The organism is Sulfitobacter sp., from assembly GCF_039977885.1.
Taxonomy (GTDB): Bacteria; Pseudomonadota; Alphaproteobacteria; order Rhodobacterales; family Rhodobacteraceae; genus Sulfitobacter.
This window is the reverse complement of the sequence record NZ_JBDWCI010000020.1, coordinates 46,804-71,838: the sequence shown is the minus strand read 5'-3', so window position 1 is coordinate 71,838 and position 25,035 is coordinate 46,804. Positions and strand designations below refer to the sequence as shown.

Genomic DNA, 25,035 nt, shown 5'->3' with positions numbered 1-25,035 from the left:
TTCTAAAGGGGGTATCACGTTATATAGACTGCAATAACATCCCGATGAACCCGCATAATCCTCAGGAGCAGCAATGCACCTTACGCCCACACGCATGGCCGGTCCGCAAGACGGTGACGACACCGAGCTGCTGACCAAAGTGAAGCCAAAGACCAAGCGGCCACCGATGTATAAGGTGATGCTGTTGAACGATGACTTCACCCCGATGGAGTTCGTTGTGCATGTTTTAGAACGGTTTTTCGGGCTCAACCACGCGCAGGCGTTCGAAATTATGCTAACTGTGCATAAAAAGGGGCTGGCCGTGGTTGGTGTGTTCAGCCACGAAATCGCAGAGACAAAAGTGGCCCAAGTGATGGATTTTGCACGCCGTCACCAACACCCGCTTCAATGCACTATGGAAAAAGAAGAATAAGCGATGCTCGATTCGCGATTGCCGCTGGCGCTTGATGGCGGCGGCTTGGAATGGCCCGCTGAGGGCACTATTGCCGTGTTCAACCCTGCGCCGGAGGCCGATCTGGATGGCGTCCCGCAGGACCGCTCCGAGATCATTCACGATTTATATCCCGCCCACGCCAGCTGGGCCGCCCGTGGCTACGCTGTCGCGGTCGAGGGGGAGGGGCGTTATGCAGCCGCATTGGTCTGCTTGCCGCGCGCCAAACAACAGGCACGTGCCATGATTGCACAGGCCTGCGCGCAAAGCGCGGGCGTCGTCGTGATAGACGGTCAAAAGACCGACGGCATCGAGGGTATCCTCAAATCAATGAGAGCGCGCGTCGATGTGCATGGACCTGTGACCAAGGCCCACGGCAAGCTGTTCTGGATCGAAGCCCCCGCCGCAGATTATTTTGCCGATTGGGCCGCAGGGCCCGAACTGGGCGAGGGTGGCTTTTGGACTGCACCGGGTGTTTTCTCTGCCGATGGTGTCGATCTTGCCTCGGCGTTGTTGGTCGATGCGCTGCCTGAAAAACTGGGCAAGCATGTAGGCGATCTGGGCGCGGGCTGGGGCTTTTTGTCGGCACATGTTTTGACCCGCGAAGGTGTCGAAGCCGTGCATCTGGTTGAGGCCGGTCATATGGCGATCGAATGTGCGCGGCGCAATGTGACCGACCCGCGTGCAGTGTTCCATTGGGACGATGCGACCACGTGGGATCCGGCCCATAAGCTGGATACAATCGTGATGAACCCGCCCTTTCACGTAGGTCGCGCGGCAGAGCCGCAGATCGGACAGGCATTTGTGGCCGCTGCTGCGCGTCTGTTGGCCCCGCAGGGGCACCTTTGGATGGTGGCGAATCGCCATTTGCCCTATGAAGACGAATTGAAAACCCGCTTTGCCCAGGTCGCCGAAGTGGGCGGGGATGCGCGGTTCAAACTGTTTCACGCACAGCGCCCGCTTCGTAAACGCCGCTAGGCCGGTTTAAAGGACAGATTATGTCATTCTCAATCGCAGGCAAAACGGCAATCGTGACAGGGGCGGCGAATGGTATCGGCCTCGCGATTGCACGCAATTTTGCGGATAAAGGTGCCAATGTGATGTGCGCCGATATGGACGAGAAAAAGCTCAAAGAAGAACTGGGCGATGTGCGGGACGAGGGAAATATCCGCTTCTTTGCCGGTGACTTGCGCCAGCGCCTGACCATCGCAAATCTGGTTTCTGCGACGATTGATGCGTTTGATCAGGTGGATATTCTGGTCAATGCATCGCGGCAGGTCATGGTGACCGAAGCCCTTAACGTAGATGATGATTCGATCGAAATGCTGTTGGAGCAGAATCTGATGACGTCTTTGCGCCTGACACAACAAGTGGCCAAGCGCATGATGAAACAGGCAAAATCCCAAGAGGAAGGGCCCGTTGGTTCGATTATTAACCTCAGCTCTGTCGCGGCACACCACACCCACCCCGAGCTGATGGCCTATTCTATCGCCTCTGCGGCGCTGGATCAGATGACGCGCTCGATGGCGCTGGCGCTGGCACCGCACCGGATTCGGGTAAACGCGGTTTCCTTTGGCTCGGTTATGTCTGATTCGCTTAAGGCATCTGTGGCGGACAACCGTGAATGGCGCGAAGATATCCGGAGCCACACCCCCCTTGGGCGCATCGCGTCTCCCGGTGAGCTGGTGGAGGCGGTGCAATTCCTCGCCGCAGAAAGCTCCAGCTTTATGACAGGTGAGGTGATGGTGGTGGATGGCGGCCGTTCGCTTCTGGATGCGGTGAGCGCACCTGCCCACTAAGCCAAACTGTCTCTGTTCAAGGTAGTTTATCTGTGCTGTAAACTGCCGCAAACGCCTGACAGGAAACCTCCCATGACTGCACCCTTCGAGACCGAAAAAGCCCGCGCGAGCGCGTGGTTCCGTACATTGCGCGACGATATCGTCATCGCTTTTGAGGGGCTTGAGGATACCCATGACGAGGGCCCGCTTACCGATATGGCTCCCGGTCGTTTCGAGGTGAGCGAGACAACCCGCACCTCCGAGGATGGCTCGGACGTGGGTGGCGGGCTGATGAGTGTGATGCGCGGTGGGCGTGTGTTCGAGAAAGTGGGCGTAAATATTTCCACTGTTTACGGGACGTTGGGTGATCGGGCGCAAAAGGCGATGGCGGCACGCGGTGTGCCGGGAATGGCCGATGATCCGCGGTTCTGGGCCTCTGGCATTTCTCTGGTGGCGCATATGCAGAACCCGCATGCACCGGCGGTGCATATGAACACGCGCATGTTCTGGACACCCGGCGCGTGGTGGTTTGGCGGTGGATCTGATCTTAACCCTTGCATCGAATACGATGAGGACACCGCGCATTTCCACGCCGCCCAAAAACAATACCTAGACCCGCATGGTACCGAGATTTACCCCAAGCTCAAAGAATGGGCGGATGAGTATTTCTACATCCCCCACCGCCACCGCGCGCGCGGGGTGGGCGGTATCTTTATGGATGATCGTAACACCGGTGACTGGGAGGCGGATTTTGCCCTGACCCAAGATATCGGTCGTGCTTTTTTGCCTGCCTACGTGCCGTTGGTCGAAAAGCGCAAGCCGCAGGTCTGGACCGAGGCTGACAAAGACGCGCAGCTGGTCCATCGCGGTCTCTATGCCGAGTATAATCTGGTTTATGATCGCGGCACAAAGTTCGGGTTGGAGACGGGTCATGACGCCAATGCGGTGCTGATGAGCCTGCCTCCGATGGCCAAGTGGATTTGAGGCATGTTTCTGCGCGTTTTGTCTCTTGACGCAGGCAGGCCTCTATCATAGTTCAGCCCCCACGGCGTTATAGCTCAGTTGGTTAGAGCGAACGACTCATAATCGTTAGGTCCCTGGTTCAAATCCAGGTAACGCCACCACTTACCCCCCATTCGGTTTTCCTAACCTACCCACGCCATTCGTGCGGGGTGGAATTCAAAGCTGATGTGATGCTCGGCTCCAATCAAACCTTCTTTGGTATGGTTGAACAGCGAGCGCCAGTAGGGCTGGATCGTTACCCCTTCGCTTTGGATCAGCGCCTCGCCTTTTGCCATGATTGCACGGCGCTTTTCGATGTCGGGTGTTGCGAGTGCCTCGGTTAGCAGGGCGTCGAACGTGGCGTTTTGCCAGCCAAATTCGTTCCATGCTTCGTTAGAGCGATAGGCCAATGCCCAGATTTGCACGCCCAGCGGTCGTGCGTTCCAGTCTGTCGTTGAAAATGGATAGCTGACCCAATCGTTCCGGTAGGCGCGCGCGGGCACGATGGTGCGTTTTACCTTGATCCCTGCATCGCGCAGCTGTGCGGCAACGGCGTCGGCGGTATCCCTGCGCCATGTGTCATCAACCGAAAACAGCTCATGCTCATACTGGCCCATGCCAGCCTCTTCCATGAGGGCTTTGGCAGCGACAGGATCAACTTTACGCGGTGGCAGTGGCGCATATTCGGGGTGCATTGGCCCTACGTGGAAATTTTCGGCCACGATCCCGCGCCCCGCATAGCCAAGCTCAAGCAGGATATCGTTATCTACCGCCATAGCGAGCGCCTGCCGCACGCGAAGGTCCTCATAGGGGCGCTTCCCGTCGATTTCAGCCAATTGGTTTGGCCGGATCACAAGGGTCGCTGCGGTGGCGATCTCATGTTCAACCCAACCGTCAAGGCTGCTCATGACGTCGATAAATTCGCCCTCCATAGAATAGAGGGCATCAACCTCACCGGCTTTGGCGGCGGCGATCCATCCTGACGGATCCGTGCCATAGTCGATGTATTCGAGGCGGTCGATGTAGGGACCGCCATGTACGTCACTGCCCCACCATATGTGGTTGGTGTTCCTGACCAGCACGGCCTTCACACCGACCTCGATTGTTTCGGGCAGAAAGGGGCCGGTGCCGATGGGGTTTTCAAGCATGTTTTCGGCTGTAAACGACTTGTGGACAATGGCGGCGGGGTAATCGGCCATACCAGCGATCAACGTGATGTCAGAGGTCGGTAAGTTTAACCTGACGGTATGTGCATCGACGATTTCGATAGCACCTTCCAATGCCTGGTCTGTCGCAGGGTCAATCAGCGTGGCAAAGCGGCCCGCCATTGAATTGCCCGCAACGGTTTTGTCACACCAGCCGGTGATATTGCGCGCTACATCCTGTGCGGTGAAATCGTCACCGTTGTTCCACCGGACACCTTTACGCAGGTTCAGGGTATAGAGGGTGGCATCTTCGTTGATGTCCCAGCTTTCCAGTAGACTGGGTGAGAAAGTGCCATCACTTTCAAAGATAACCAGATATTCCAGCCACCCGCGTGAGACATTTGCGATTTGGGGCCAGTCATAGGTGCGCGGGTCCTTGAGGCTACGAACCTCCATCTGGATCCGTACTGTGCCACCTGTCTTTGTGCTGCTGTGGCTGTCAGCCTGCGCAGGTGTGCCCATGCCTATCATCGCATAGGCCGTGGTCGAGGTCGCCCCAAAGGCACTGGCCATGGCCAGAAACTCTCGTCGGTTGACAGGGTCGGATTTGGCCTGTTCTGCGGCGTTCAGAATAGAATGAGGAAGCGGCTTTCTGGTGCGCGTTCTGAACGTCATGATATTCCTCTGTGCTATAAAGCCGGTCAGCCGCGACAGGGTGACCCTTGGCAAAGGGGTGTTGTAGGCAGGGTGATGGCCCGGAGCCAGCCAAAGCCCACCCGCAGGCAGCGGTGGCGTGAGGGAGGCACCATAAATTGATGATCCAAGGATATGGCCGCTAGGTCAACCCCGTGGGGGCCAGCGGATTCGTCGGCGGGCAAAGGCGACGACAGCGTGGTTGGAGGCCTGTAAAAGCCTGCCTTAAAAATCGGCGTCAACGCCGGGTAGGTTGAGCGCCTTGATCAGCTCGCGCAGTTCCTGACGGGCCGCGATATTCGAGATGTTGAGCTGTTTGACGCCAATATCCTTCAGGTCGAGCAGAGTCAGCCCGCGTGGGAACAGCTCGCGGAAAATAACGCGTTCGTTGAAACCGGGTGCGATGCGAAAGCCGATGCGCTTGCTGAGGTTTTGAACTGCACGTTCCATTTTGTCCTTGTTGACCATGCGCTGTGCGCCCATGCGGTTGCGCACCACGACCCAGTCGATCGGAGGCAGGCCTGCCTGCGCGCGTAGCTGACGCGCGCTCCACACCATTTCAGAATAGACCGACGGGCCGGTAATCTTGTCGCCGGACATATCCGTATGCGCCAACAGATCAAAGTCGATGAAGCTGTCGTTTAGGGGTGTAATCAGCGTATCGGCAAGGCTGTGGGCTACTTGGCTAAGCCGTGTGTGCGATCCGGGGCAGTCAATGAGGATAAAGTCGTTGTTCGGCTCAAGCTCGGCCACGGCGGCGGACAGGCGGTGGTCATAGACATTCTCACCGGGGGCCAGTTCGGCTGCGTCTACCTCGGGCAGCTCGTGACACCGCGGGCTGGCCAGTTCAAGGCCGGACTCTTTGAGGAATGTTTTGCGGTTGTCGACATAGCGTCCAAACGTACGCTGCCGCAGGTCCAGATCCAGCGCGCTGACCTTATGGCCCATACGTGCCAGTGCTGTCGCCACATGCATGGAAACCGTAGACTTCCCTGCGCCGCCTTTTTCGTTACCGACGACGATGATATGCGCCATGCCCGATGCCCTTTTATTCCTTTCCTGCTGCTGCGCAGGACCAACTTTTTCACACTATATGTGGGGTTTGAGCCTTTGAAAAGCAGGGAACGACGGAAGGGGGCGTATTGAGGCGGCACACAATGTCATCCTTGGATGATCTATGCCCGCCCAAACGAAAAAGGCGCAGCCCATGTGGGCCGCGCCTTTCAAAGTCACACAAAAAGCAAAGCTTACAGAGTAAGACCTGCGTATTTATTTTTGAACTTGGACACGCGGCCGCCGGTGTCCATCAAACGGCTTGTGCCGCCTGTCCATGCGGGGTGCACGGAAGGGTCGATATCAAGCGACAGCTGGTCGCCTTCTTTGCCCCATGTCGATTTCATTTCCACGATTGTGCCGTCGGTCATTTTGACGTTGATCGTGTGGTATTCGGGATGTGTATCGGTTTTCATCTGATTTACACCTTTGGCGCTTTGTAGTGTGTGTTCTCGACGATACGCGCAGATTTACCACGGCGTGTGCGCAGATAGTACAGTTTGGCGCGACGTACACGACCACGGCGGACCACGGTGATGCTGTCGATGTTGGTGGAGTGCAGCGGGAACACGCGCTCGACACCTTCGCCGAATGAGATTTTGCGAACTGTGAATGCACCGGCAATACCTTTGCCGTGCTTGCGAGAGATGCAAACGCCTTCGTAGTTCTGCACACGGGTGCGTGTGCCTTCGGTTACTTTAAAGCCAACACGGATTGTGTCACCGGCGCGGAAATCAGGGATTTCCTTGGCAAGCTCGGCGATGTGCTCCGCTTCGATTTCTGCAATCAGGTTCATCTGATAGCTCCTATAAATGCTCGTGGTATGCCACGAAGGTTTTGACGTGATCCAAGAGCTTTGGCCTGTCTATCGGGTCTGCGCACAGCCCGCCAAAGGTAGCATCTTCTTTGCTTTGGTCTTTGCGCATAACGCAAACGTCCGGAATCGCGGATGCGTCCAGATTGGTGCCGTATAGGCGGGTTGCCCGCGCGGATCAAGCCCCGCAGGCAACAACAAGCATATGCTATTTTACGACCGCGATGATGCCCAGCACGACAAGCAGGAACAACACCAGCACAAGACCGATCAGGAATTTCGCGCCGGTCAGGGCGACGCCGGATAATGTCCCGAACCCCAATAGGGCAGCAACAGCGGCAACAATGAGCAGGATAAGGATAAGCTTCAGCATTTTGACGACCTCCAGTTGTTACTATCACAACGGCGTGAGGTCTTGTTTGGTTCCCTGCGATGGCTCTAGCGCGCTGGCGGCAGTGTTATTTGTCGTTGTTATCGGGATGTCTGGCCCACAAATCGGGACGACGTGCGCGGGTCAAGCGATGGGACATCTCGCGTCGCCATTTGGCAATCTCTTTGTGATTGCCCGACATCAATACGGGCGGGATGGCGCGCCCCTGCCATTCGGCGGGCTTGGTGTATTGGGGATGCTCCAGAAGGCCGGAGGAGTGGCTTTCCTCTACGGTGCTTTCGGAATTGCCCAACACGCCCGGCAGCAGGCGCACAGTCGCGTCAATCATCGCCTGCGCGGCAAGCTCCCCGCCCGTCATGACAAAATCCCCAAGGCTCACCTCGGTGATGCCGTAGTGTTCGATCACGCGCTCGTCCACGCCTTCAAACCGGCCACACAACATCGTCACACCTGCACATGTTGACAGGTCCTGCGCCATGGCCTGATCAAAACGGCGCCCGCGGGGGGACATGTACAAAATTGGCCAACGGCCCCGCGCACGCGCCTGAACGTCCTCGATCGCGGGGCCAACGACATCTGCGCGCAGCACCATGCCGGCGCCACCACCTGCGGGTGTGTCATCGACATTGCGGTGTTTGGTCAGCCCATGCGCACGCAGATCATGTGCATGCAACTGCCATGCGCCTTCCTTGAGGGCGCGCCCTGTCAGGCTGCCTCCCAGAACGCCGGGGAATAGTTCTGGAAACAGGGTGATCACATGGGCCTGCCACACGCCGGCGTAATCAGGTGTGTCCTGCATCAGTTCGCGGGGTTTGAGTGTGGGCATCACCCGTTGCTTACCATGAGAGCGGGAAGGCGAAGTCATGTTGATGTTCCTTGGGCTATGCGGCGCGCTTTTGCTGCCTTGCGGCTTTCGGAGTCCGCATGCGTGCGGTTGATGGTCAGCAGGTCGGCTAATATGGCGGCGTTCAGACGGGTGTTCTTGGGCGTTTGTGGGATCAGCCCTGCGCGTAAGGCTGTTGGAATGTCGCATAGATCCAGCACCGGGTCCGCAGGCCCAAGGCGCAAGCTCGCGCAGTCCTCCAATGCGTAGCTGTGCACAGGGGCAGGCACGCGGCGTTTGGTTTCCTGCACAATCTGCGCAAGATTTGCAGAGGCCTTGTAGCGGGCCAGATACGCGTCGTAATCAAGCTGCATATTGGATGATTTCACATGCTCGGCCCAAGCAGAGGGAAGCCAGTCTTCGGCCTTACGGATGCCGAAACAGAACACCACGGGCGTCTTGGGGAATGCTTCCTGCGCACGCTGCCAGAACAGATACATGAGCACGGGCGTCGCGCTGTAATCTGCCAGTTCTCCGCGTCCGGGCAGATGGCCTGACAATTCCTCGGCGCTTAGCAACAGGGTCCGGCGGGGCATGCCGGGTAGCTCCGCAAGCAACGCATCAAAGCGGCGGCTGACTTTGTCCAACCCATCGGGCGTCAAATAGGTGGAATAGCCACGGGTCGCGTGCAACAGGTCCGTCATCTGTGATTTGAGGCGGATCGCCAAGGCAGGCATCAACAGCTTGCGGTTCTCGCGCAGCACGGCTTGCACCGTTGAGGTGCCTGTCTTGTGAAAACCTGCGTGTATGACAATCTTGCGGGGCATCAGGTGGCCCTTTTGATCAGAGTGCGTTTGGCCTTGCGCAGCGCGGCAGCATCGAGGTCAGAGCGATTGAGCGTCAGAAGCTGCGCATTGAGCTTGTCAGAAACGGCCCGTTCGGAACGTTTGACGGGCTGCAACTGTGCGCAGCGTGCCGCCGGTAAATCCAGAAGGTCGAGCAGAGCCGTAGCAATGCCAAGCGGCTTGCCCTCGTAATCTTCCAGACGCGCCTGATGCAGAGGGTGGTCGGGAATTTCACGCCTGATCAGGTCCAGTGCTGCATCGTGATCTGCACTGGATGCCAGGCGTTTGAGATAGTCGGCCTCGTCCCAAACCATACGCCCCTTGCGCAGATGTTGGGTATAACAGGCCCGCAACCATGGATCGGCCGCGCGGGTGGTGAACAAGAACGACAGTTCGGCCGCAGGGGCTGCCATGCCAAAAGCAACGGATAGCGCACGCATCAGGTGAGGGGCCGCGCCATAGCCGTGCAGCTTGCGCAGCCCCGGCATGTCCCCGCACAGATTATCGCTGCTCAACACAATGCGGGCCGCATCCTCGGTTGATAGCTGCTCCATAAGGCTTGCCGCTTCGAATTTCACCATCCCCAGATCGACATCTTCACGCGAGCGGCTGTAGGCGCGTGCGCTGTCGCATAAGGCTTTCATACCGGGCTTTAACACCAGCCTGACATCGGGCTTTAGTGCGTCACGGTTGGCGCGCAACGTCTGTTGCAGATGCGCGGTGCCGGTATTGTGAAAGCCCGGGTGGATGATAATGCGCTGCATGATCAGCTGTTGGCGGCGGGTTTCGACGTAGGAAGGACGCCTTCGGGCGGGTCGGCCACAATGCGACCACTGGCCAGATCGACGGTAGGCACTGCTGCTTTGGTGAAAGGCAGAAAGGTTGTGGTGGATGAGCCGCTCAGCTGAAGCTCCAACAGATCGTCGGCCCCGTGGTTCTGTACGGTTTTGACACGACCCAGCAGGACGCCGCCGGTGTCGTATACCTCAAGCCCGATCAGGTCGGCATGGTAGAATTCGTCGTCGGGCAAAGACGGCAACTGCTCGCGGCGGGCGAACAGTTTGGTGCCGCGCAGGGCATCGGCGTCTTCTTTGTTCGAGATTTCAGGCAACCGGCCCGCATAGCCGTTTTTGATCGGGCGCAGGATCGCTAGCGCATAATCGCGCTCGCCGGTTTCATCGGTCAGCGGGCTGTAGCTTTCAATGTCTTCGGGGATGGCGCAAAAGCTTTTGATACGCAGTTCGCCTGTCACACCGTAAGAGCCGGATATCACGCCCACGCAAATACGCTCATTGCTCATTGTGGAGCCTCCGCGCCAAAGCAGATTGTGCCGCCCCATGTGCCCCCCGAGGCGGAACATTCGGATTTCATCAACAAACCATGGAAGTGGAAGCCCAGAAAGGCACCAACCGATAGGGTGATGATTAATTTTAACAGTCGGAACATCAGCGGTCCTCGATGTGCAGGGCAGCGGCGCGCGCTTCCCAGCCTTTGGTTTCAAGTTCTGGTGTCAGGGATACATCTTGCGGCCAGCCAAGGCAAAGGTAAGCGACAAGGCTCCAGCCATCAGGTGCATCCAGATCACGGCACAGCTGTGCGGGATCAAGGATCGAGACCCAGCCAATACCTAATCCACGCGTCCGCGCATGCAGCCACATCAGGGTAACGGCCCCCACTACGGAATAGCGGCGCATCTCGGGCATGGTGCCCGCGCCAAGCCCTGCGCCCTTGGCCGTGGTATCATCGCAAAAGACAGCAAAATGTTCGGGCGCGTCCTGCATACCCGACAGCTTGAGCGTGGCATAAAGCGCAGCCTTGTCGCCGTCATAGCCTTCAAGTGCTTGTTTGTTGGCGGTTTTGAAGTTCTCCAGCGCGGCCTTGCGCGCGGTGTCAGAGCGAACACGGATCACGCGCCAAGGCTCTGACAGGCCCACAGATGGGGCAAGAGAGAGCGTAGAGAGGCACTCGGTCACGAGCGCCTCGTCTACAGGGTCTGTCTTGAACTGGCGTACATCGCGGCGCCATTTCATCAGGTCGGTTAGCCCGGCACGGAATTCGTCTGAGAATGCATGCATGCCGGGCTACCCTCCGGCTTACTCTGCCGCTGCTTCTTCGGCTGGTGCTGCTGCGGCTTCTGCTGCTGCGGCGGCTTTGTCTGCTTTTTCCTGAACGCGCTCTTGGGCTTTCTTGCCTGGCGTACCTTTTTTCAGGTTTGCGCGCTCTTTCTTAGGACGCACGCCTGCTGCTTCGAGCATACGCTCGATACGGTCGGTAGGCTGTGCGCCTTGGTCCAACCAGTACTGAACGCGTTCCATGTTCATTTTTACGCGGTCTTCGCTGTCTTTTGGCAGCAATGGCGCATATGTGCCCAGCTTTTCGATGTAGCGGCCATCACGTGGCATGCGGCTGTCTGCTGCAACGATACGGTAGAAGGGGCGCTTTTTGGAGCCACCGCGGGCGAGGCGAATTTTCATAGCCATGGTATTGGTTTCCTTTAGGTTTTGTCTTGTCGCACCAGAGGTGCGCAGTGGGTTAAGATTGTTGGTGTTGTTTGTGGTGCTGAATGACTTCAGCGATGATGAAGTTGAGAAACTTCTTGGCAAAAACAGGGTCCAGATCGGCCTGTTTCGCCAAATCTTCGAGCCGCGCGATCTGGTCCGCTTCGCGGTTGGGATCGGACGGGGGAAGGTCGTGCTCGGCTTTGAGTTTACCCACAGCCTGAGTATGTTTGAACCGCTCGCCCAGCGTATAAACGAGGATGGCGTCAAGGCGGTCGATGCTCGCGCGGTGCTCTTTGAGGACCTCGGCGGCTTGTTTGACAGGATCGGTCATAGGGTCCCCCAAAGTGGCGTTTTGAGTGAGTCACACAGTGTGCACCGGGCGTACACCGAGCGTATGACATCGCGGTATGTTACTGCGCCGCGGATCATTTCTTTTTCCCGAAACCGGACAGGCCGGAGGGCAGGCCCATGCCGCCGCCCAAACCGGGCAGCTTGCCGCCCATTTGCTTGGCCGCAGCCTCAAGCGCTTTGGGATCCATGCCTTGGGCCATCGCGGCGGGGTCCATGCCGCCTTTGCCCATCATTTGCTTCATGGCGGCTTTCATCATGCCGCCTTTGCCCATCTTCTTCATCATGTCCGACATCTGGCGCTGCATTTTCATCAGCTTGTTGAGATCGGACACCTGCATGCCTGCGCCAGCGGCGATGCGCTTTTTGCGGGAGGCTTGGAGCAGCGCGGGGTTGGCGCGCTCTTTCTTTGTCATCGAGTTGATCAGGGCAATCTGTTGCTTGAGGATGTTGTCATCCAGACCCGCATCGCCGACCTGTTTGGCCAGTTTGCCCATGCCGGGCATCATGCCCATCATGCCTTGCATGCCGCCCATTTTGATCATCTGTTCCAGCTGCATCTTGAGGTCGTTCATGTTGAACTGACCCTTGGCCATGCGGCGCATCATTTTTTCGGCCTGTTCGGCCTCGATGGTTTCCTGCGCCTTTTCGACAAGCGCAACAATGTCGCCCATGCCAAGGATGCGGCCTGCGATACGCTCGGGCTCGAATGTCTCGAGCGCGTCCATCTTTTCGCCAAGGCCCACGTATTTGATCGGGCTGCCGGTTACGGCGCGCATCGAGAGGGCAGCACCGCCGCGACCGTCGCCGTCCATACGGGTCAGGACAACGCCGGAGATGCCGATGCGCTGGTTGAAGTTATCGGCGGTTTGCACGGCGTCCTGACCGGTCAGGCCATCGACAACAAGCAGTGTTTCACGTGGATCAACGACATCGCGTACGGCTTCGACTTGGGTCATCAGCTCTTCGTCGATGGACAGGCGGCCCGCAGTGTCGAGCATATAGACATCGTAACCGCCAAGGGCGGCTTGGGTCTTGGTGCGTTTGGCGATGGCAACGGGGTCTTCGCCTTTGACGATGGGCAGGGTGTCGACGCCGATTTGCACGCCGAGAATCGCCAGCTGCTCCATTGCGGCGGGGCGGTTCACGTCGAGCGACGCCATCAGCACGCGTTTGCCGTCTTTTTCCTTGAGACGTTTTGCCAATTTGGCGGTGGTGGTGGTTTTACCACTACCTTGCAGGCCGACCATCAGGATCGGGGCAGGGGGGCTGTCGATTTTCAGCGCGCCCGGCTCACCTTCGCCTTTGAGCACGTCGATCAGCGCGTCATGTACGATTTTGACGACCTGCTGGCCCGGCGTGATGGATTTGGTGACGGCCTGACCGGTGGCTTTTTCCTGTACGGCGTTGACGAAATCACGGGCCACCGGCAGGGAGACATCGGCCTCCAGCAGGGCCACGCGGACTTCGCGCAGGGCGGTTTTGACGTCCTCTTCCGAGAGTGCGCCTTGTTTGGTCAGACGGTCAAAGACACCAGAGAGGCGTTCGCTGAGATTTTCAAACATGGGCGTTGGCCCCTTTCGGTCGGTTGCGGGATATGTTCCATGTAGGAACCCCGCGAGAATACACAAATGCCGCCCCCGTCATAGATGGGTCAAAACCAAAAGGTTTTGCCCCCGTGGGCGTAAGACGCTGACGGGGGGCGATCCTGACATCGGGTCAGGACCGGAAGGCATGGGCTTCCGGAGATTTGGGTTGCGTTTAAGGCCATAGCAGTTGTGAGTCAAGGATGCGCGCCGGTGCGGGTTTGACCTTGCAAAAATCAACGTAAACGGCACAGTCGGTGCGTTGGTGTTCGTGGCTGCACAGGCAGAGTGGAGAGGTTTTGAATGGAAAGCTGGGATGAGGTGCGCACGGCGTATCAGGTAGCACGGCGCGGCACGGTAAGCGGTGCGGCCGAGGCGCTGGGCGTGCATCACGCCACGGTCATCCGCCACATTGATGCGCTTGAGGCGCGTTTGGGGGTCAAGCTGTTTCAGCGTCATGCGCGGGGCTACACCCCTACGGAGGCGGGAGAGGATCTTTTGCGGGTGGCGCAGGCCACCGATGATCAGCTGAACCAGTTGGCGAGCCGCATGAAAGGCAGCGGCAAGGGGGTTGCGGGGGATCTGGTTGTGACATCGCTGGTGGCGCTGGCCCCGCGGATCACGCCGCTGTTGGTGGCCTTTCAGCAAAAGCACCCTGATGTGGTTGTGCGCTATTTGACGGGCGACCGGTTGTTCCGGTTGGAATACGGCGAGGCGCATGTGGCCATTCGCGGGGGTGCTGCGCCTCCTGATCAGCCCGATAATGTCGTGCAAAGGTTCGGCACCGAGCCGGTCCATCTTTATGCGACGAAAGGATATATCGAGCGCCACGGGATGCCGGATGCGGATGACGGCTTTGGCAGCCATTGTTTTGTGGGGCCGGAAGACCCCAAAAACCGCGCGCCGTGGTTTCAGTGGCTCGATGAGCAGATCCCGCGGGAGCGTGTGACATTTCGCAGTGACGATTCCCATGCGCGCAGCCTTGCGGTGCTACATGGTGCAGGGCTTGGATTTTTGTCGCCACAAGAGGCGGCCGAGTTTGGCGATTTGGTCGTGGTGTCCAAGGCCGGGCAAAGCTGGTCCGCGCCGGTGTGGTTGGTCACGCATATGGATTTGCACCGCAGCAGCAAGGTGCAGGCGTTTCTGGCGTTTCTCAAGGATGCGATGAAAGACCACGCGCTGTGAGCCCTCAGGCGCAGGGGCATCTGGCGATGTTGGCGTTTTCGGCTTTGGTGGCGGGGTCCTTTTCTCTGGGTGGCTTGGCGGCGAACGATATTGCGCCGCTGGCATTGAATGCGGTGCGGTTTGTGGTTGCGGGCATTCTGGTGGGGATTGTGGCGTGGGCGACTACGGGCATCGAGCGTTCGGCCTTTGTGGCACCGTGGCGGTATCTGCTGTTGGGCGGAATGTTTGCGATCTATTTCGTGCTGATGTTCGAGGGGCTAAAGACCTCTTCTCCGGTAAGTTCGGCGGCGGTGTTCACGCTGGTGCCCGCGATGGCGGGGGTGTTCGCATGGTATCTGTTGGGGCAGCGCATAACGGGGCGGATGGCGCTGGCGCTGGGGATCGGTGCGCTGGGCGCGCTTTGGGTGATTTTTCGCGCTGATGTGGGGGCGTTGCTGGCCTTTGATGTGGGGCGCGGGGAAGTGGTGTTCTTCTTCGGGTGTATTGCACATGCGGTCTATACGCCGCTGGTGCGGCGGCTGAACCGCGGAGAGCCGGTTATTGTGTTCACCTTTGGTGTGCTGGTGGCCGGGGCGCTTTGGCTGATTGTGTTGGGGGCGCGGGATATTGTGGCGACTGATTGGCTCGCATTGCCCGCGATTGTGTGGGTCACTCTGTTCTATGTGGCGGTTTGCGCCAGTTCGATCACCTTTGTTCTGGTGCAATTTGCGACGCTGCGCCTGCCTTCGGCCAAGGTGATGGCCTATACCTATCTGGTGCCTAGCTGGGTGATCGGGTGGGAGGCAGCGCTTGGCAATGAATTGCCGCCGGTGATGATCGCCGGGGGCGTGGCGCTGACGGTGGTGGCGTTGTTGCTGTTGCTGCGCAATGACGATGATATCACGAGGTCGTGAATAAATCGGGAACCAATGTCGCGCTGAGGGTGTTGTCTATTTAACTGATATAGAAGGACAGAACATGCGTAACATTATCTATCTCGTCGGCCTTGTGGTAATTGTATTGGCGATTGTGCAATTCGTACTCTGATAGCGCAGTTGCATATTTTGAAGAAAGGGAGCCTTAGGGCTCCTTTTTTTGTGTCTAGCCTGCGGTTTGTTCCGGGTCGGGCAGTTCGTGCCGCAAAAAGCGCTCGAATGCGTCAAGGTTGACGGGTTCGAACTGGCCAAAGCCCTGCATCCAGACCGAGGCCGCGCGCAGGGCGTCGGGTTCGAGCTTGCACCATTTTACACGGCCACGTTTCTCTTGTGAGATGAGGCCGGCGGACGTGAGCACGCCGAGGTGTTTGGAAATCGCGGCCAGCGACACGTCAAAAGGTTCGGCCACATCGGTGACGGCCATATCGTCCTCCAGCAGCATCGCGAGGATGGCGCGTCGGGTGGGATCGGCCAGTGCGGCAAAGGTCGTGTCGAGGTTGGAAGCCATGGCCGTACTCTAGCGGCTGTGCAGGCTGAGGGGAAGCTGTCGCGGTCAAGATCAACCAGATGGTTGAATAAGCTCAGGGTGCGTATTTCCAGGTTTTTGGCCTTTGGAAGTCTTGCGCGAAATGCCATTATTCATATTTATCAGGTGTTTATATAATATCTACACAGCGTTGACTCACAGGGCGGCCCAAAGTAGCTAATGCCCAAGATATCCAAACGGGGACAGGCCTGTGTCAGACCTAGATCGCAAAGCGCAAATGGCGGCGATTGAGGCGCGGATCGCAGCAGCCAAGGGCGCACAAAATGCGCCCAAGCCGCGGATGGACGAACACTATTCCGGCGCGCAGATGGCGTGGCGTATGGTGATCGAGCTGGTAGCCGGTCTTGGGATTGGTTTTGGCATCGGATACGGGTTGGATCTGTTCTTTGGAACGCTGCCCATATTTATGGTGCTGTTTGTTATGCTGGGCCTTGCGGCGGGGGTGAAGACGATGCTCCGCTCTGCCAAGGAGATGCAGGACGAAAATGCGGCAAAAGACGCCGCGCAAGAATAACGCCCCGACAGGGGCATAGGGTTAAACCACCCCGCTGGGGTGATGAGTGAAGGGGCCGACAGATGGCAACAGAGGCACACGGCGGGGAAGAAGGCGGTCTGGTCTTTCATCCGATGGATCAGTTTATGGTTACGCCTTTGGGTGGTGACGGAGCAGTTCACTGGTTCACATTCACCAACGCAGCCCTCTGGACCTGCCTCGCGGTTGGCGTTGTCTTTATCCTGTTGGTCGTTGGTACGTCCAAGCGCGCGGTTGTGCCGGGTCGGATGCAATCGGTCGCAGAGCTGGCTTATGGCTTTATCTACAAGATGGTTGAAGACATCTGTGGCAAAGAAGGCGTTAAGTACTTCCCCTACATCATGACGCTGTTCATGTTTATCGTTTGCGCCAACTTCCTTGGCCTGATCCCGACGGCGTTCACGCCTACATCGCATTTCGCCGTGACAATCCCGCTGGCGCTTTTGGTGTTTATCGGTGTGACCGTTCTGGGCTTTGTCAAAAACGGTGTTTCTTTCTTGGGTCTTTTCTGGGTTTCGTCGGCTCCTTTGGCGCTGCGCCCCGTTCTGGGCCTGATCGAGCTGATCTCGTACTTTGTGCGTCCGGTCAGCCACTCTATTCGTCTTGCCGGTAACGTCATGGCGGGTCACGCGGTGATCAAAGTGTTCGCAGGTTTTGCGGCGCTGACCATCGTGTCTCCGGTTGCCATTCTCGGCATCACCGCGGTCTACGGTCTGGAGGTTCTCGTGGCCTTCATTCAGGCCTACGTCTTTACGATCCTTACATGCGTGTATCTCAACGATGCACTGCACCCAAGTCACTGAACAATCGGCGGGGTAACCCGCCTTCTCTATCCACTTCCAATTCACAGGAGAATTCTCATGGAAGGTCAACTCGCACACATCGGCGCAGGTATCGCAGCACTCGGCACAGGCATCGCAGCCATCGGTGTTGGTAACGTTGCAGCAAGCTTCTTGAGCGGCGCGCTTCGCAACCCATCTGCTGCTGCGGCACAAACAGCAACACTGTTCATCGGTATCGCTTTTGCCGAAGCTCTGGGCATCTTCTCGTTCCTCGTAGCGCTTCTGCTGATGTTCGCTACATAAGCGATCCACGGATTATTCCGACGCTTGGGGCGGTGCGGCACGCTGCACCGCCCTTTTGAATATCAGTGTTCTGACAGGAGGCCATCATGGCAACCGAAACTACACATGGCGATGGTCTGGCGGACGCTATTGGCGTGGCAGAGCATTCTGCCGGAAACACAGGCATGCCACAGCTTGATACCTCTCATTGGGGTAACCAGATTTTCTGGCTGGCGCTTGCGCTGATCGCGATCTACCTGATTTTGTCTCGCGTGGCTTTGCCGCGTATTTCGGCCATTTTGGCAGAGCGTCAGGGCACGATTTCGAACGATATTGCGGCTGCCGAAGACCTGAAGGCCAAAGCGGTTGACGCCGAAGCCGCCTATGACAAAGCGCTGGTTGATGCCCGCGCCGAAGCACAGCGTATTATCGAGCAAGCAAAAGCAGAGATGCAATCCGATCTGGACGCGGCAATTGCCAAGGCCGACGGTGAAATCGCTGCAAAAGCTGCTGAATCCGAAGCGGCGATTGCCGAAATTCGGGCCGGTGCGGTCGAGAGCGTGAAAGCGGTCGCGAAAAGCACGGCAAAAGAAATCATCACTGCGATGGGTGGCAAGGCAGACGCCAAAACCATCACCGCCGCAGTCACTGCCCGGATGAAAGGATAACGTCATGCGTTTCACACTCACATCCGTTTTCGCCATGATGGTTGCAAGCCCTGCGTTTGCGGCAAGTGGTCCGTTCTTCTCACTGCGCAACACCGACTTTGTTGTGCTGCTCGCCTTCTTGGTGTTCATCGGTATTCTGGTTTACTTCAAAGTACCTTCGATGATGGCCAAGATGCTTGATGGTCGTGCCGAAGGCATTCAGACCGAGATCGAAGAAGCCCGCAAGCTGCGCGAAGACGCGCAGACGCTGTTGGCCTCTTATGAGCGGAAGCAAAAAGAAGTGCAGGAGCAGGCAGACCGTATTGTGGCTGCTGCGAAACAGGAAGCTGCAGAAGCCGGTGCGCAAGCGCAGGCTGATCTGGAAAAATCGGTTGAGCGTCGCCTTGCCGGTGCGCAAGAGCAGATCGCATCTGCCGAGGCGTCCGCGATCAAGGAAGTTCGTGATCAGGCCATCCAGATTGCTGTTGCTGCATCGCGTGAGATCATCGGCAAGCAGATGACAGCCACCGATGCGAACAAGCTGATCGATGAGGGCATTGCCCAAGTGGACACCAAGCTGCACTAATCTTTGCTTGTGTCGAGAATAGCAAAAGCCCTGCCGCGCCGGTGGGGCTTTTTTGCATTTGTAAGGGGGACGCGATGAGCGTTGGAATGGGCCGTATCGCCACTGCTCAGGTCGAGCTGGTGGCACCGCGCGCTGCGTTGGATTTCTTTGACCAACAATCGGTTGTTGCTGCTGATCCGTTGACCTCGCTAGAGGTGTGGCGGCGCGTTATGGCCGAGCCGCTGCCGTTTCTAGATGTTGCGTTCAAGCTACGCGATGCGGTTTCCGCCCGTTTCGGGGTCAAGCGGATTGGCGGTTTTTCCGGCAAGGTGCCGGGGTTTGTGCAAGCCGGAGACAAGATTGATTTCTTTCTGGTCGAGACATTGAATGACACGGTGATGAGCCTGTCCGCGCGGGACCGCCATCTGGATGTTCTGACCTGTATTACCTGTGTTGATCACAGCGTGACGATCACCTCGTCGGTGAAGGTGCATAATTGGTTCGGGCGGCTTTACATGCTGCCTGTGGGCCCCGCACATCGGTTGATCGTACGGCATATGCTGCGCAAGCTGTCTGGCTAGTTGCCCAGTTCCTGATCGAGCCGCTGGCGGGCAACGTCTTCGTGTCTTGCGGTGCGCTGTTGGTCGAGCAGGGCGCGTTCAACATAGGTGAGGTGGGTTTCGACAGCGGCGCGGGCTGCGGGCGCGTCGCGGGCCATAAGCGCATCGTGGATAGCGCGGTGTTGGTCCATCAGTTCGGCGCGCTTGGTCTGTTGTTTGAACATGATCTGGCGGTTGTAAAACACCCCGCCACGCAGCAGATCATACATGGCCCGCATCATATGCAGCATGACGACGTTATGGCTGGCTTCGATTATGGCCATATGAAACTGGGCATCAAGGGCCGCCGCCTGATCGGCAGGTTGATTGTCGGGGGCATCTTTGATTTTGGTGAATATCGCGCTGATGACGGCCAGATCGGTGTCGGATGCCAGACGGGCCGCGCGCTCGGCGGCCAAGCCCTCCATATCGCGGCGAAAGGCGATATAGTCGATTGCGGCTTCGTCGTGGCGGGCAAAAAGTTCGGCTAGCGCGGGGGAGAAGCCCGACTCGAGGCTATCGGAGACAAAGACGCCTGCACTTGCCTTTGCGCTCAGCAATCCGCGTTCTTGCAGCTGGGCGATGGCATCCCGAAGGGAAGGGCGTGACACGCCCAGACGTTCGGCAAGCTCACGCTCGGAGGGGAGCCGTTTGCCTGGTGAAAGGATGCCGCGCAGGATCAGTTCTTCGACCTGCCGGACAACAGCAGAGGATAATTTTTCCGACGTGACAGGGCGAAAGGGCATAGGTTCTCCTTTGATTGGTCAAATTATATGACCAATCAAAGGAGGCGGCAACTAAGTTGCGATTGGCGCGCTTATTTCTTCTTGCGCAGGGTGACGGAGACGGCCGGGTATTTGAATTCGTCCTTCTCGTTGTCGACCTTTGCGGCCGTGACCGCGCCGACGATGATCACACCCAGAACGCCCCCTGCGGCAGCATTTTGCATGCGCTGTTGGGTGGTCGCGTTAAAGGCGGTCACTGTGGTCGACCCGCTTTGATCTTCATGGGTGCAGCGCACAAAGATCGCGGGCGAATTGGGGCCGTAGTCGGGAACAATTACATTGGCCGGGGTTGTGAACGAAGCGGAATAGACACCGGCATCCAACAGACATTGTACGCCTGAAAGCTCAGTGCGCTGACCATCTTTGCCAATACCCACTGAGCGGACGGCGAGGGTTTCCTGACCGCGGAATGAGGGAACGGGATTACCGCGTCGGCGGGGACCGGCGTAGACGTCCAGCCCCACGGCGTCTGCTTTGTTTTTGGGTGTGATTGATACAGGTGGAGTTGTGATTTCAGCGGGGGCACAGGCGGACAAAAGGGCTGCGGCAACAACAGCGTAATAAGTAAAGCGCATATTTATTTCCTTGTAATTCAGAACATTAACTTAACAGGAACGCCCAGATTATTGAGGCACAATCTTACAACCAAAAGGCATATCCCATGGCGCTGTGCCCGAAAGGACACGGCTGCTGGACGGCAGGTTTGTGGGCCATGGGGAGGTGGCTTTGTACCGATTTACGAATTGTTAGGGGATTGGTGCTGATATCAGTTTATGAAAAATTTATTCATCTTCGCAATATCCCTCGCGACCGCCAGCTGCAACACGGCTGGCCCGCATTTTCGCGGCTTGCCCGCGACCACTGTGACGGTGGATGGATCAACCTTTGATGTGCGGGTGCGCGGGGAGCTGGCAGAGGCCATTCGTACAAATATGGAATATGCGCCGCGCTTTGGTCCTATACAGGAGCGAGCGGGGCTGGCTATGGCAATGGTGAGCGGTTGTGAGGTGCGCGAGGTGCGCGGGGATCAGGCGCAGGCCACGGGCATTTTGAAATGCGGCAAGGGCACGCGCAGCCCGCGAGCGGTGCCAGTGCAACTTGAATGTGTGCGGGTGCGGGGAACCAAGCTTAGGCAATTGGGCGGCGTTGCCGTCGAGATTGACTGCGAACCCGTGCTTTAGATGCGTTATCTTGTGGATAACTCCGCCTTTGCTTGGACTGACGGCGGGGGTAGTGTTGACAGTTTGGGGGCAAAACCGTCACGTAGCGCATCAGGCTGGAATCACCGCAAAGGCGAAACATGCGCTTCTCGAAACTCAGGCTTACGGGCTTCAAAAGCTTTGTAGACCCCACCGATCTGATCATTGCTGACGGTTTGACGGGGGTTGTCGGGCCGAATGGCTGCGGTAAATCGAACCTGCTGGAGGCGTTGCGTTGGGTCATGGGCGAGAACCGCCCGACTGCGATGCGCGGCGGTGGCATGGAGGATGTGATCTTTGCCGGTGCAGCCACGCGCCCTGCACGCAATTTTGCTGAGGTCGCGTTGAGTATTGATAACTCGGAACGCTTGGCCCCTGCGGGATTTAACGACCATGACACGCTGGAAATTGTGCGCCGGATCACGCGGGATGTGGGCAGCGCCTATAAGGCGGCGGACAAGGATGTGCGCGCGCGGGATGTGCAGATGCTGTTTGCGGATGCCTCTACCGGTTCGCATTCGCCTGCGCTGGTGCGGCAGGGACAAATCAGCGAACTGATCAACGCCAAACCCAAAAGCCGCCGTCGTATTCTGGAAGAGGCCGCGGGGATTTCGGGGCTTTATGCGCGCCGTCATGAGGCCGAGCTAAAGCTGAACGGGGCCGAGACGAATTTGGCCCGCGTGGAGGATGTGATCGAGCAGCTGGCCGCGCAGTTGGCGCAATTGACGCGGCAGGCACGGCAGGCGGCGCGATACCGCGAGATCGGGGATCAGCTGCGGCGCAGCGAGGGAATGCTGTTGTACCGTCGTTGGCGTGAGGCGGATGAGTTGCGCGCACAGGCCGAAGAGGAGCTGCGTGCGCGGGTCACTGCGGCGGCGCAGGCCGAGACATTGGTCCGCAGCAGCGCCAAGGCGCGGCAGGAAGCCGAAGATGTGTTGCCCGCACTGCGCGAAGAAGATGCGATTGCGGCAGCGGTTGTGCAGCGCCTAGTAGCGCAACGCGACACGCTGAGCGATCAAGAAAGCCGCGCAAATGCATTGATCGGGACATTGCGGGGGCGGATTGCCCAGCTTGCCCATGATATTGAGCGTGAAGGCGGGTTGAACCGCGACGCGGGCGAGACGATCGAGCGGCTGGATTGGGAGGCACGAGAGCTGGCCAAGGCCGGCGAGGGGCACGACGACCGGCTTGAGGCAGCAGCGGATGCGGCGCATGAGGCTGCGGCGATCCTGCAAGCCCGCGAGGGTGATCTGGCCCAATGGACCGAAGATGTTGCACGGCTTGCGGCGCGCTATGGTTCGGCGCAGCGGTTGTTGGAAGACAGCCGCAAGACACAGGCGAAATCCGAAGCTGACGCCGAGCGTGCGCGGGATGCGGTTGCCAACAGTGAGGCGGCCCTTGCCAAGGCCGCGGATGATTTCGAGGCCGCAGCGCAGGCCGAAGAGGTCGCTGTCGCAGCTGCAGAAGCAGCCGATGAGGCGTTGAATGCGGCTGAGGAAGCGCGGGCGCGCACGCAAACGCTGGAAGCGGATGCGCGGGCCGAGCGATCAGAGGCCGAGGGGGAGATGAACGCTCTTCGTGCTGAGGCGGCTGCCTTGGCAAAGCTGGTCGAGCGCGACACCGCCGAGGGTGGCCAGATTCTGGATCGCATGCAGGTAGAGCATGGCTTTGAGAAGGCATTGGGTGCCGCTTTGGCCGATGATTTGCGCGCGCCCGAGGTAGATGCAGACGGCCCGTCGGGCTGGTCCGGGTTGATGGCTTATGCCGAGCCCCAAAGCCTGCCGCAAGGCGTGACGCCGCTGACCAATCATGTGTCTTGCCCTGATGTTCTGGACCGTCGGATGGGGCAGATCGGGTTGGTGGATGTGGATGATGGCCCGCGCTTGCAGGCGGATCTGAAGCCCGGCCAGCGGCTTGTGTCGCTTGAGGGGGATTTGTGGCGTTGGGACGGATTTCGTGCATGGGCCGAAGATGCACCATCGGCAGCGGCCTTGCGGCTGCAACAGCTCAACCGGTTGGAGGTTCTTAAGCAGGCGTTGGAGCAGGCGAGCCAACGGGCCGAAGGTGCGCGGGCCGCGCATGAGCGGCTGACCACGCAGCTGGCCGAGCAGACCGAGGCCGACAAAAGCGCACGCGAAGCGCGGCGGAACGCCGACAGGATGGTTGCCGATACAGGCCGTGCGCTGAGTCGGGTGGAGGCCGACCGCAACCTTGCGGCGGGCCGTCTGGAGAGTCTTGGACTTGCTGTGGCGCGTCATGAAGAAGAGGCGATGGGCGCGCGGGCACGGGTGCTTGAGGCCGAGCGGGCCTTGGCTGATTTGGGCGATCTGGATGCGGCACGTGCATCGGTGGAGGATATCCGCATGACGGTTGAGGCCGCGCGGATCACCATGATGTCGCGTCGGTCGGGCCACGACGAGTTGCGCCGCGAAGGGGACGCGCGGTTGAGGCGGTCACAGGAGGTGACCAAGGAATTGAGCGGCTGGCGGCATCGTTTGGAAACCGCCGAGCGCCGCAGTGCAGAGTTGGTCGAGCGCAAGGAAGCTTCGGAGGCGGAGCTCGAAGAGGCAAGCGCGGCACCACTCGAGATTGCGGCAAAGCGAGATGAGCTGGGCAGCCAGATCGAAAGCGCCGAGGCACGCCGTGCGGCTGCGACGGATCAGCTGGGCAACGGCGAGGCGGTTCTGCGTGAGGCAACCTTGGCCGAGCGCGAAGCAGAACGGGCAGCCTCGGAAGCCCGTGAAACGCGGGCGCGGTCAGAGGCGCGCAGCGATGCGGCCAAACAAACCGCAACCGCAGCAGCCGAGCGGATTGCCGAGGGTCAGCAGTTGACGCCGAACCAGTTGCTGACGCAGCTGGATGTGAACCCAGATGAGATGCCGGGCGCGGATGCTTTGGAGGCGGATGTAAACCGGCTCAAACGCCAGCGCGACAGTCTTGGTGCGGTGAACTTGCGGGCCGAGGAAGACTCGAAAGAAGTGCGCGAAGAGCATGATGCGTTGGTTTCCGAGAAGGCCGATCTGGAGGAGGCGATCAAGACGCTGCGTTCGGGGATTGCCAGTCTGAACCGCGAGGGTCGCGAGCGTCTGTTGACCGCGTTCGAGCAGGTGAATTCCAACTTCTCGTTGCTGTTCACACATCTGTTTGGCGGTGGTGAGGCAAACCTTGTGATGGTGGAATCCGATGATCCGCTGGAAGCCGGGCTTGAGATCATGTGCCAACCTCCGGGTAAGAAGCTGAGCACGCTGAGCTTGTTGTCGGGCGGTGAGCAGACGTTGACCGCGATGGCGTTGATCTTTGCGGTGTTCTTGGCCAATCCGGCGCCGATTTGTGTGCTCGACGAGGTCGACGCGCCGCTGGACGATGCCAATGTAACGCGGTTCTGTGACTTGCTCGACGAGATGTGCCGACAGACCGACACGCGGTTCCTGATCATCACCCACCACGCGGTGACGATGTCGCGGATGGATCGTTTGTTCGGGGTCACGATGGCCGAGCAGGGCGTAAGCCAGCTTGTTTCGGTTGATCTCAAGAAGGCAGAAACGCTGGTCGCGTAAACGTGCATAGCGAGGTGTGCGGCGGTGTTCTA

The 25,035-nt window shown here is 58.6% G+C and carries 31 protein-coding genes and 1 tRNA gene; 15 read left to right on the top strand and 17 right to left on the bottom strand.

What is annotated here, in order from left to right:
* Positions 1-73: 73 nt before the first annotated feature.
* The 5 genes from clpS (at position 74) to ABJM03_RS13940 (ending at position 3,332) form a co-directional block, all read left to right on the top strand.
* On the top strand, positions 74-412 hold the full coding sequence (clpS, locus tag ABJM03_RS13960; RefSeq protein WP_348418462.1) for an ATP-dependent Clp protease adapter ClpS: 339 nt from the start codon (positions 74-76) through the stop codon (positions 410-412).
* A gap of 3 nt (positions 413-415) precedes the next feature.
* Positions 416-1,408, top strand: coding sequence for a class I SAM-dependent methyltransferase (locus ABJM03_RS13955; RefSeq protein ID WP_348418461.1), 993 nt, complete (start codon positions 416-418; stop codon positions 1,406-1,408).
* 20 nt (positions 1,409-1,428) lie between these two features.
* Positions 1,429-2,229, top strand: coding sequence for an SDR family oxidoreductase (locus tag ABJM03_RS13950; RefSeq protein WP_348418460.1), 801 nt, complete (start codon positions 1,429-1,431; stop codon positions 2,227-2,229).
* Between the two features lie 72 nt (positions 2,230-2,301).
* Positions 2,302-3,192: an oxygen-dependent coproporphyrinogen oxidase gene (gene hemF, locus ABJM03_RS13945; protein ID WP_348418459.1), complete on the top strand. Its 891-nt coding sequence runs from the start codon at positions 2,302-2,304 to the stop codon at positions 3,190-3,192.
* Positions 3,193-3,255: 63 nt separating this feature from the next.
* Positions 3,256-3,332 (top strand) — tRNA-Met (locus tag ABJM03_RS13940).
* Between the two features lie 21 nt (positions 3,333-3,353).
* On the opposite strand, the gene ABJM03_RS13935 is transcribed toward ABJM03_RS13940, so the two are convergent.
* From ABJM03_RS13935 to ffh, 14 genes are all read right to left on the bottom strand, one after another.
* Positions 3,354-5,030 carry an ABC transporter substrate-binding protein gene (locus ABJM03_RS13935; RefSeq protein WP_348418458.1) on the bottom strand — a complete coding sequence of 559 codons (1,677 nt, stop codon included), beginning with the start codon at positions 5,028-5,030 and terminating at the stop codon, positions 3,354-3,356.
* A 243-nt stretch (positions 5,031-5,273) separates the two neighbouring features.
* Positions 5,274-6,083, bottom strand: coding sequence for a division plane positioning ATPase MipZ (locus tag ABJM03_RS13930; protein ID WP_348418457.1), 810 nt, complete (start codon positions 6,081-6,083; stop codon positions 5,274-5,276).
* A 212-nt stretch (positions 6,084-6,295) separates the two neighbouring features.
* On the bottom strand, positions 6,296-6,517 hold the full coding sequence (gene rpmE, locus ABJM03_RS13925) for a 50S ribosomal protein L31 (protein WP_348418456.1): 222 nt from the start codon (positions 6,515-6,517) through the stop codon (positions 6,296-6,298).
* Positions 6,518-6,522: 5 nt separating this feature from the next.
* Positions 6,523-6,897: a 50S ribosomal protein L19 gene (rplS, locus tag ABJM03_RS13920; RefSeq protein WP_348418455.1), complete on the bottom strand. Its 375-nt coding sequence runs from the start codon at positions 6,895-6,897 to the stop codon at positions 6,523-6,525.
* 226 nt (positions 6,898-7,123) lie between these two features.
* A complete protein-coding gene (locus ABJM03_RS13915) occupies positions 7,124-7,288 on the bottom strand; it encodes a DUF1328 family protein (protein ID WP_348418454.1) in 165 nt (54 codons plus the stop codon).
* Positions 7,289-7,373: 85 nt separating this feature from the next.
* Complete coding sequence (gene trmD, locus ABJM03_RS13910) at positions 7,374-8,171, bottom strand: tRNA (guanosine(37)-N1)-methyltransferase TrmD (protein WP_348418453.1); 798 nt, start codon at positions 8,169-8,171, stop codon at positions 7,374-7,376.
* On the bottom strand, positions 8,168-8,956 hold the full coding sequence (locus tag ABJM03_RS13905; protein WP_348418452.1) for a hypothetical protein: 789 nt from the start codon (positions 8,954-8,956) through the stop codon (positions 8,168-8,170). Before ABJM03_RS13905 ends, trmD begins: the two co-directional genes overlap by 4 nt.
* A complete protein-coding gene (locus ABJM03_RS13900) occupies positions 8,956-9,738 on the bottom strand; it encodes a hypothetical protein (RefSeq protein ID WP_348418451.1) in 783 nt (260 codons plus the stop codon). The genes ABJM03_RS13905 and ABJM03_RS13900 overlap by 1 nt, the downstream gene beginning before the upstream one ends.
* A 2-nt stretch (positions 9,739-9,740) precedes the next feature.
* A complete protein-coding gene (gene rimM / locus ABJM03_RS13895) occupies positions 9,741-10,274 on the bottom strand; it encodes a ribosome maturation factor RimM (RefSeq protein ID WP_348418450.1) in 534 nt (177 codons plus the stop codon).
* Positions 10,271-10,420, bottom strand: a complete 150-nt coding sequence (locus ABJM03_RS13890) for a hypothetical protein (RefSeq protein WP_348418449.1) — start codon at positions 10,418-10,420, stop codon at positions 10,271-10,273. Before ABJM03_RS13890 ends, rimM begins: the two co-directional genes overlap by 4 nt.
* Positions 10,420-11,049, bottom strand: coding sequence for a 5,6-dimethylbenzimidazole synthase (gene bluB / locus ABJM03_RS13885; RefSeq protein ID WP_348418447.1), 630 nt, complete (start codon positions 11,047-11,049; stop codon positions 10,420-10,422). Before bluB ends, ABJM03_RS13890 begins: the two co-directional genes overlap by 1 nt.
* 18 nt (positions 11,050-11,067) lie before the next feature.
* Positions 11,068-11,454, bottom strand: a complete 387-nt coding sequence (gene rpsP, locus ABJM03_RS13880; protein ID WP_348418445.1) for a 30S ribosomal protein S16 — start codon at positions 11,452-11,454, stop codon at positions 11,068-11,070.
* 52 nt (positions 11,455-11,506) lie between these two features.
* Positions 11,507-11,806, bottom strand: a complete 300-nt coding sequence (locus ABJM03_RS13875) for a chorismate mutase (RefSeq protein ID WP_348418443.1) — start codon at positions 11,804-11,806, stop codon at positions 11,507-11,509.
* 94 nt (positions 11,807-11,900) lie between these two features.
* Entirely contained in the window at positions 11,901-13,388 is a 1,488-nt protein-coding gene (ffh, locus tag ABJM03_RS13870) for a signal recognition particle protein (RefSeq protein ID WP_348418441.1), read from the bottom strand.
* A gap of 324 nt (positions 13,389-13,712) precedes the next feature.
* On the opposite strand from ffh, the gene ABJM03_RS13865 reads away from it, so the two are divergent.
* Both ABJM03_RS13865 and ABJM03_RS13860 read left to right on the top strand, forming a co-directional pair.
* The gene (locus ABJM03_RS13865; protein WP_348418439.1) at positions 13,713-14,594 is read left to right on the top strand and encodes a LysR family transcriptional regulator; all 882 of its coding nucleotides are present in this window, start codon (positions 13,713-13,715) and stop codon (positions 14,592-14,594) included.
* Positions 14,591-15,487, top strand: coding sequence for a DMT family transporter (locus ABJM03_RS13860; RefSeq protein WP_348418437.1), 897 nt, complete (start codon positions 14,591-14,593; stop codon positions 15,485-15,487). The genes ABJM03_RS13865 and ABJM03_RS13860 overlap by 4 nt, the downstream gene beginning before the upstream one ends.
* A 187-nt stretch (positions 15,488-15,674) precedes the next feature.
* Here ABJM03_RS13860 and ABJM03_RS13855 read toward each other — a convergent pair whose 3' ends face one another.
* Positions 15,675-16,016: a metalloregulator ArsR/SmtB family transcription factor gene (locus ABJM03_RS13855; RefSeq protein ID WP_348418435.1), complete on the bottom strand. Its 342-nt coding sequence runs from the start codon at positions 16,014-16,016 to the stop codon at positions 15,675-15,677.
* Between the two features lie 229 nt (positions 16,017-16,245).
* On the opposite strand from ABJM03_RS13855, the gene ABJM03_RS13850 reads away from it, so the two are divergent.
* From ABJM03_RS13850 to ABJM03_RS13825, 6 genes are all read left to right on the top strand, one after another.
* Positions 16,246-16,569 carry an AtpZ/AtpI family protein gene (locus tag ABJM03_RS13850; RefSeq protein ID WP_348418433.1) on the top strand — a complete coding sequence of 108 codons (324 nt, stop codon included), beginning with the start codon at positions 16,246-16,248 and terminating at the stop codon, positions 16,567-16,569.
* A 62-nt stretch (positions 16,570-16,631) separates the two neighbouring features.
* Positions 16,632-17,390: a F0F1 ATP synthase subunit A gene (locus ABJM03_RS13845; protein ID WP_348418431.1), complete on the top strand. Its 759-nt coding sequence runs from the start codon at positions 16,632-16,634 to the stop codon at positions 17,388-17,390.
* Positions 17,391-17,447: 57 nt separating this feature from the next.
* Positions 17,448-17,672 (top strand): F0F1 ATP synthase subunit C, encoded by a 225-nt coding sequence (locus ABJM03_RS13840; RefSeq protein WP_348418430.1) that lies wholly within the window; start codon positions 17,448-17,450, stop codon positions 17,670-17,672.
* Positions 17,673-17,758: 86 nt separating this feature from the next.
* Complete coding sequence (locus ABJM03_RS13835; RefSeq protein ID WP_348418428.1) at positions 17,759-18,319, top strand: F0F1 ATP synthase subunit B'; 561 nt, start codon at positions 17,759-17,761, stop codon at positions 18,317-18,319.
* A gap of 4 nt (positions 18,320-18,323) precedes the next feature.
* Positions 18,324-18,884, top strand: coding sequence for a F0F1 ATP synthase subunit B (locus ABJM03_RS13830; RefSeq protein WP_348418426.1), 561 nt, complete (start codon positions 18,324-18,326; stop codon positions 18,882-18,884).
* Between the two features lie 74 nt (positions 18,885-18,958).
* Positions 18,959-19,444 (top strand): DUF2867 domain-containing protein, encoded by a 486-nt coding sequence (locus ABJM03_RS13825; RefSeq protein WP_348418425.1) that lies wholly within the window; start codon positions 18,959-18,961, stop codon positions 19,442-19,444.
* Here ABJM03_RS13825 and ABJM03_RS13820 read toward each other — a convergent pair.
* Both ABJM03_RS13820 and ABJM03_RS13815 read right to left on the bottom strand, forming a co-directional pair.
* Positions 19,441-20,208 carry an FCD domain-containing protein gene (locus ABJM03_RS13820; RefSeq protein ID WP_348418423.1) on the bottom strand — a complete coding sequence of 256 codons (768 nt, stop codon included), beginning with the start codon at positions 20,206-20,208 and terminating at the stop codon, positions 19,441-19,443. The two genes, ABJM03_RS13825 and ABJM03_RS13820, sit on opposite strands and share 4 nt — an antisense overlap.
* A 71-nt stretch (positions 20,209-20,279) precedes the next feature.
* The gene (locus ABJM03_RS13815; protein WP_348418421.1) at positions 20,280-20,822 is read right to left on the bottom strand and encodes a hypothetical protein; all 543 of its coding nucleotides are present in this window, start codon (positions 20,820-20,822) and stop codon (positions 20,280-20,282) included.
* A 198-nt stretch (positions 20,823-21,020) separates the two neighbouring features.
* Here ABJM03_RS13815 and ABJM03_RS13810 point away from each other — a divergent pair, with 198 nt between their 5' ends.
* Positions 21,021-21,428 (top strand): hypothetical protein, encoded by a 408-nt coding sequence (locus ABJM03_RS13810; protein ID WP_348418419.1) that lies wholly within the window; start codon positions 21,021-21,023, stop codon positions 21,426-21,428.
* 119 nt (positions 21,429-21,547) lie between these two features.
* Positions 21,548-25,003, top strand: a complete 3,456-nt coding sequence (smc, locus tag ABJM03_RS13805; protein ID WP_348418417.1) for a chromosome segregation protein SMC — start codon at positions 21,548-21,550, stop codon at positions 25,001-25,003.
* Positions 25,004-25,035: the final 32 nt, after the last annotated feature.